8 protein-coding genes are annotated in these 6,164 nt (G+C 64.7%); all 8 read right to left on the reverse strand.

The window, feature by feature from the left end:
* Positions 1–121: 121 nt before the first annotated feature.
* The 8 genes from ACY466_RS20250 to rpmH all read right to left on the reverse strand — a co-directional run bounded on the left by ACY466_RS20250 (position 122) and on the right by rpmH (position 5,732).
* Positions 122–1,114, reverse strand: coding sequence for a ParB/RepB/Spo0J family partition protein (locus ACY466_RS20250; RefSeq protein ID WP_463248590.1), 993 nt, complete (start codon positions 1,112–1,114; stop codon positions 122–124).
* Positions 1,111–2,007 carry a ParA family protein gene (locus tag ACY466_RS20255; protein ID WP_463248593.1) on the reverse strand — a complete coding sequence of 299 codons (897 nt, stop codon included), beginning with the start codon at positions 2,005–2,007 and terminating at the stop codon, positions 1,111–1,113. The genes ACY466_RS20250 and ACY466_RS20255 overlap by 4 nt, the downstream gene beginning before the upstream one ends.
* A gap of 138 nt (positions 2,008–2,145) precedes the next feature.
* Entirely contained in the window at positions 2,146–2,850 is a 705-nt protein-coding gene (gene rsmG / locus ACY466_RS20260) for a 16S rRNA (guanine(527)-N(7))-methyltransferase RsmG (RefSeq protein WP_463252387.1), read from the reverse strand.
* Between the two features lie 137 nt (positions 2,851–2,987).
* Positions 2,988–3,482 carry a Jag family protein gene (locus ACY466_RS20265; RefSeq protein ID WP_463252388.1) on the reverse strand — a complete coding sequence of 165 codons (495 nt, stop codon included), beginning with the start codon at positions 3,480–3,482 and terminating at the stop codon, positions 2,988–2,990.
* A gap of 193 nt (positions 3,483–3,675) precedes the next feature.
* Complete coding sequence (gene yidC, locus ACY466_RS20270) at positions 3,676–4,815, reverse strand: membrane protein insertase YidC (protein WP_463248595.1); 1,140 nt, start codon at positions 4,813–4,815, stop codon at positions 3,676–3,678.
* A gap of 58 nt (positions 4,816–4,873) precedes the next feature.
* Complete coding sequence (gene yidD / locus ACY466_RS20275; protein ID WP_463248598.1) at positions 4,874–5,173, reverse strand: membrane protein insertion efficiency factor YidD; 300 nt, start codon at positions 5,171–5,173, stop codon at positions 4,874–4,876.
* On the reverse strand, positions 5,170–5,559 hold the full coding sequence (gene rnpA / locus ACY466_RS20280) for a ribonuclease P protein component (RefSeq protein WP_463248601.1): 390 nt from the start codon (positions 5,557–5,559) through the stop codon (positions 5,170–5,172). Before rnpA ends, yidD begins: the two co-directional genes overlap by 4 nt.
* A gap of 29 nt (positions 5,560–5,588) precedes the next feature.
* Positions 5,589–5,732: a 50S ribosomal protein L34 gene (gene rpmH / locus ACY466_RS20285; RefSeq protein ID WP_463252389.1), complete on the reverse strand. Its 144-nt coding sequence runs from the start codon at positions 5,730–5,732 to the stop codon at positions 5,589–5,591.
* Positions 5,733–6,164 lie beyond the last annotated feature (432 nt).

The following is a 6,164-nucleotide window of genomic DNA, read 5'->3' on the forward strand; positions in this document are numbered from 1 at the left end:
CGGCGACGTACCGAGTGGAGATCGTCAATTACCCACGGTCGCAACATCTTTCGAGTAGGTACGACTAGTTACGTCACAGTGACGTATCGACCGCGGGTGTCCATACCTGCAACCGACACTGTCATGACGACTTCTGGCGTTCCATCATCTCGACGATCCGCTCGAGGTCATCGACCGACCCGAATTCGACCACGATCTTGCCTTTTCTCTTGCCGAGGCTCACGGTGACCCGAGTATCGAACGACTCGGACAGCCGTTCGGCCACGTCCTGCAGACCCGGCATCTGCAGCGGCTTGCGCCGAGGGGCAGGCGGCGTGGTCGCTCCGTCCTCCCGATTGGCCAACGTCACCGCTTCCTCGGTCGCACGCACCGACATGCCTTCGGCGACGATTCGCGCGGCCAATTCCTCCTGCGCGGCGGCGCCGGCGTCGAGGGAGAGCAATGCACGAGCGTGCCCGGCCGACAGAACACCGGCCGCGACGCGACGCTGGACGGGGATCGGGAGTCGAAGCAACCGGATCATGTTGGTGATCACCGGACGCGATCGACCCAATCGAGTGGCGAGTTGATCGTGCGTCACGTCGAACTCTTCCAGCAGTTGCTGGTACGCCGCAGCTTCTTCCAGCGGGTTGAGTTGTACGCGGTGGATGTTCTCGAGGAGCGCATCCCGCAGCAACGTGTCGTCTGCAGTCTCGCGAACGATGGCAGGGATCGCCTCGAGGCCGGCTTCCTGACTGGCGCGCCACCGGCGCTCGCCCATGACGAGTTGGTAGCGGTCGTCGCCCACGCTGCGCACCACGATGGGCTGCATGAGACCGAACTCGCGAATCGAGTGAACGAGTTCGTCCAGCGCTTCCTGCTCGAACACCGAGCGTGGCTGCTTGGGATTCGGTTCGATCTTGCTCGGAGCGATCTCCCGGTACACGGCACCCGCAGGAGTCAGATCATCGTCGGTGACGACGGGGGCGGGAGGCGCCGGCGTGTCCGGACGGGATGCCTCACCACCGATCACGACATCGGCGGCAGCCGAGCCGAGACCCGATCCGGGGCCGGGGGACGTGGGGATGAGCGCGGCGAGACCACGACCCAGACCGCCCTTTCTCGTCTGACTCATTGTGCTCCACCCCGAGATGCGTTCATTTCGGCGCTGCGGGCAGCCATCTCACGACCCGCGTCGAGGTACGACATGGCTCCACGTGAACCCGGGTCGTACTCGAGAACGGTCATTCCGTAGCCGGGCGCCTCCGACACCTTCACGCTGCGCGGGATCACGGATTTCAGAACCGCGGTGCCGAAGTGGTTTCGAACCTCGTCCGCAACTTGATCGGCGAGCTTGGTTCGCCCGTCGTACATCGTGAGAACCACGGTCGACACGTGCAGGGACGGATTCAGATGGGACTGGACGAGTTCGATGTTGCGGAGCAGCTGGCCGACACCTTCCAGGGCGTAGTACTCGCACTGGATGGGAATCAGAACCTCGGTGGCGGCCACCATCGCGTTCACCGTGAGGAGCCCGAGGGACGGTGGGCAATCGATGAGCACGAAGTCGATCCCCAGCTCGTCGAGAGTCGGATCCGCCAGCGCGGTCTTCAAGCGGCCTTCGCGAGCCACCATCGACACCAATTCGATCTCGGCCCCGGCCAGGTCGATGGTGGCCGGAATGCACATCAGGCGCTCGTTCTTGGGATTGTGCTGGATCGCCTCACGTGCGGTCACTTCACCCAGAAGCAACTCGTAGCTCGACGGCGTTCCCGACGTATGGACCGCGCCGAGGGCAGTCGACGCGTTCCCCTGAGGATCCAGGTCGACGACGAGAACCGACAACCCCTGGATCGCGAGTGCCGCCGCCACGTTGACTGCCGTGGTGGTCTTGCCGACGCCGCCCTTCTGGTTGGCAATGGTCATGACCCGTCGCACAGCCGGCTTCGGCAGCGACACCCCGTTGGGGTGCAGTACCTGGCTGGCACGTTGCGCGGCGGCACCGATCGGGGTGTCGTCCGACGCCATCGGGGAGTAGCCGAACTCGTCTTTGGTCGAATCACGTGTTTCACGTGAAACGCCGTCTCGCTCAGTTTCACGTGAAACACGCGACCGAGAATCACCCGGCATGAACAACTCCTTCGACAGTGTGCGAGCGCGGCCGGATCAACGTGGCGCGACGATGGGGGAGGAGCGACCACCACGCTGGGCGCGCTCTGCACGGACCACGATAGTCGGTGACGGCACCACGTCCACCCCGCATCGACGGACCTCGAGGTTGCGTGCACCGATACGTGACAGAGCTGCGGCGTCGCGGTCGATCTCCTCCTGCGCTGTGCTTCCCTTCATGGCAAGCATGACGCCACCCTCGTGGATCAGCGGGATGGACCACCGCGCCAACTTCTCGAGTGGCGCTACGGCACGAGACGTGACGATGTCTGCCCCACCGACCTCTTTGACGACCCCGACCTGTTCTGCTCGCCCTCGGACCACCGACAACGACAACCCGTGGGCGTCCACGAACTCGGCGAGGTACACGGTGCGCCGGAGCAACGGTTCGACGAGCGACACGCGGAGATCCGGACGGGCGATGGCCAGGGGGATACCCGGCAACCCGGCGCCACTACCGACATCGACGACGGTCGCACCCTCGGGGATGAGTTCACCGAGGACCGCACAGTTCAGGATGTGCCGCTCCCACAACCGCGGAACCTCGCGGGGTCCGATCAAACCTCGCTCGACACCATGAGTGGCCAACGAGTCGTGGTACTGCCGCGCCAGGTCGATGCGGTCGCCGAAGACGCGCTCCGCAGCATCTTCGATCCACTCGGGTCGACTCTCGATCTCATCGTCGTGTTCCACGTGAAACATCATCGCGCACGGGTCCGACACCCAACAAACCACAAGTGTGTAATTCGCTCCCGCCTCGTCGCCAGCAGTGCCACGAAAAAGGGGACGCAGTCATGACGACTGCGTCCCCTTCGGAGCTCTGACTCGAGTGCGTCAGCTCATTCCTTCACGACCACCACGTGCCGATTCGGTTCGACGCCATCGCTCTCACTGGTCGCGCCGGCCACCGTGGCCACCGCGTCGTGGACGATCTTCCGCTCGAACGGCGTCATGGGATCCAACGACTCCGGTTCACCCGACTCGACGACCCGCGCAGCGGCCGACGTGCCGATCCGCGTCAGTTCCTCGCGTCGCCCGGCCCGCCACCCGGCGACGTCCAACATCAGCTTGCTGCGCTCGCCGGTCGACTGCTGCACGGCCAGCCGAGTCAGTTCCTGCAACGCATCCAGCACCTCGCCCTGACGACCGACGAGCTTGTTCAGGTCCTTCCCTCCGTCGATGCTCACGATCGCACGGTCACCCTCGACGTCCAGATCGATGTCGCCATCGAAGTCGAGAACGTCGAGAAGCTGTTCGAGGTAGTCGCCTGCGATCTCGCCTTCCTCCACCAGATAATCCTCGGGGTCAGCGTCGGCGTCGTCCTCCGTCTCCACGACGGTGTCCGAAACGGACCCGTCCGACGACGTGTTCTTCGCGACGATCGTCGTCTCGTTCGTCTGGGTCGGGTTCGTCTCGGTCTCGTCCGTCTGCGTTGCGTTCGACTCGATCGTCACGTTCTGATCCATTTCCGTTTCCACTAGAACTGCTCCGTGTTGTCGTGCGCTCGTCCGCGTCCGGTCCTGACGATCATCGACGGCGCTGCTGCTTGGGGCGGACCTTGCCCGGCGGGGTCTTCTTCTTGCGAGGCGGAGTCGTCGCCGCACCGTTCTTCGCGGAGGAGCCGTTCACCGAGGCTGCCTCGTTGCCGTCCGACGCATCCGCAGAACCGTTCTTGGACAGGTTCGGGGTGGCGTCGTCCGTCGATTTCGTCGTGCTGGACTTCGACGTGCTGGGCTTCGCTCCCGGAGCGGGCTTCTTGGGTCGTGCTCCCGGCTTGGGGGCGGATTCGTTACGACGCTCCTGAGCCGCTTCCTTCTTCGCGGCCTCTTCCTTGTCGATCTTGCCGAAGACCAGATGCTGCTGCGCGTACGTCCAGACGTTGTTGCTCACCCAGTACAGGAGGATGGCCACCGGCAGGAACGGTCCACCGACCAGAACACCCAGCGGGAAGACGTACAGGGCCAGCTTGTTCATGATCGCGGACTGCGGGTTGGCCGCAGCTGCCGGCGACTGACGGGCCACCGACGCGCGCGAGTTCAGGTGCGTGGCGATGCTGGCGATGATCATCAACGGAACGGCCACGAGAGCGATGGTGAACGCCGTCGGGATCCCGACTCCCTGTGCCGGGTTCGCGTAGGCCTCGAGCTGCTCGCTGGGAATGGTGATCATGGCGGAGATCGGAGCACCGAACAGACGCGCGTCGAGGAACGAGTTCACGTCCGCCACGCTGAACGCGTAGTTGGGGAGCGACCGGGTTTCCTCGGGGGTCAGGCCGAGCTGACCGAACGTGGTGCCGGTGCGGTTGAAGGATCGGAGCACGTGGAACAGGCCGATGAACACCGGCGCCTGCGCCAGCACCGGGAGGCAACCCATGATCGGGTTGAAGCCGTGTTCCTTCTGCAGCTTCTGCATCTCGACCGCCAATTTCTGGCGGTCCTTCCCGTACTTCTTCTGCAGTGCCTTGATCTGCGGCTGCAGCTCCTGCATCTGCCGAGTCGTCCGCACCTGCTTGACGAAGGGCTTGTAGAGGATCAGACGCAGGGTGAACACGAGGAACACCACGGAGAGTGCCCAGGCGAATCCGTTGTCGGCACCCAGCACGGCACCGAACACCTTGTGCCAGAACCAGAGAATCCAGGAGACCGGATAATAGATGAAATCGAGCACGGCTCTATGTACTCCTCTGTTCGTTCACCCTCGTTGGGGAATCAGACTGCGGGCAAGCTTATTCGACCGTGGTATCCGTGCCGTCCGACCGGGGACGACGACGTGGTGGAACCGGGTCCCACCCACCAGGGTGCCAGGGTGCGCACTTGAGCAGGCGCACGACCGCCAATACGGTCCCGACGACGATGCCGCGCTCACGGAGCGCGTCGACCGCGTACTCGCTGCACGTCGGGGTGAACCGACATGTGGGCATACGCAGGGGAGAAACATAGGAACGGTAGAGCTCGATGGCGAAGATCGCGGCTCGTGCGGGAAAGGACACCACTCCACGAACGGCGTCGCGCGTCGACCACGTCATGGTCGGCCGACGGTGGTCGGATCCGAACGCATCGTCACTCCGAGCTTGGTCAGTCCCGATCGAATCTGACGCTCCAGATCGGGGGAGGAGGCGGTCGCGGCACCGGGCAGGGCCCGCAGGACCACGTCCGTGTCGGGCGCCACGAGAGGCAACACCGTCGCGCACACGTGCCGTAAGCGACGAGCGACGCGGTGCCGCACCACGGCGGATCCGACCGACTTGCTCACCACCAGACCGAAACGAGCCCCCGCTGGGCTCACCAGCGAGGGCTCGTCGTTTCGAGACCGGGCGTGCACGACGATGTCGCGACGACCTGTTCTGCGACCACGACGCACCGTCGCGGAGAAATCCGCGGTGCGGTGCAATCGGTGCGGTTCAGGTAACACCCGAGGTCTCGACTACCGGACTACACGAATCAGGCGGTCAGCGTGGCGCGACCCTTGTTGCGACGCGACGACACGATGGCCCGCCCGGCGCGCGTCCGCATACGCAGACGGAAGCCGTGCACACGTGCACGACGACGGTTGTTCGGCTGGAACGTCCGCTTGCCCTTGGCCACGGTGGAACTCCTCTTGACTATCGGCGTCGTCACGACGCCCCGGTGTGCTGTATGTCGCGAGTTCGGCGAACTCGAGTCGGTGGCCGACCCGTCTGCGCGGAGCCCGTCGACCGAGCGCCGCCGGAGGTGAACCGTGTGCAGGCGGAACCCACGCACGTCGCCATCGGGTGACCGTTCGAGGTTACTGACCCCGAACGACGAGGTCAAACCGCCGACCGAGCCTCGGCGGCGAACGCGCCTCCGGGCAGCCGACGGGCCACACCTTGTCGACGAACCCGGGGCCTGATAACTTCCCTCTTCGGGACGCGGCAGGTTCACGCGCCGCCATCGGCACCATTCGGCGATATTCGATCGCTCGTCACCCGGCGCTGGACAGCACGCGCAGTATCGCCACCACCCGATCATCGCTTCCACCGCAGGTCGAAGCGTCGA

This window comes from Rhodococcus sp. K11/5 (assembly GCF_055193735.1).

Coding starts and splice junctions, on each gene's coding strand:
- ACY466_RS20250 (WP_463248590.1), bottom strand. CDS start 1,114: ATGAGTCAGACGAGAAAGGGCGGTCTGGGTCGTGGTCTCGCCGCGCTC.
- ACY466_RS20255 (WP_463248593.1), bottom strand. CDS start 2,007: ATGGCGTCGGACGACACCCCGATCGGTGCCGCCGCGCAACGTGCCAGC.
- rsmG (WP_463252387.1), bottom strand. CDS start 2,850: ATGTTTCACGTGGAACACGACGATGAGATCGAGAGTCGACCCGAGTGG.
- yidD (WP_463248598.1), bottom strand. CDS start 5,173: ATGACGTGGTCGACGCGCGACGCCGTTCGTGGAGTGGTGTCCTTTCCC.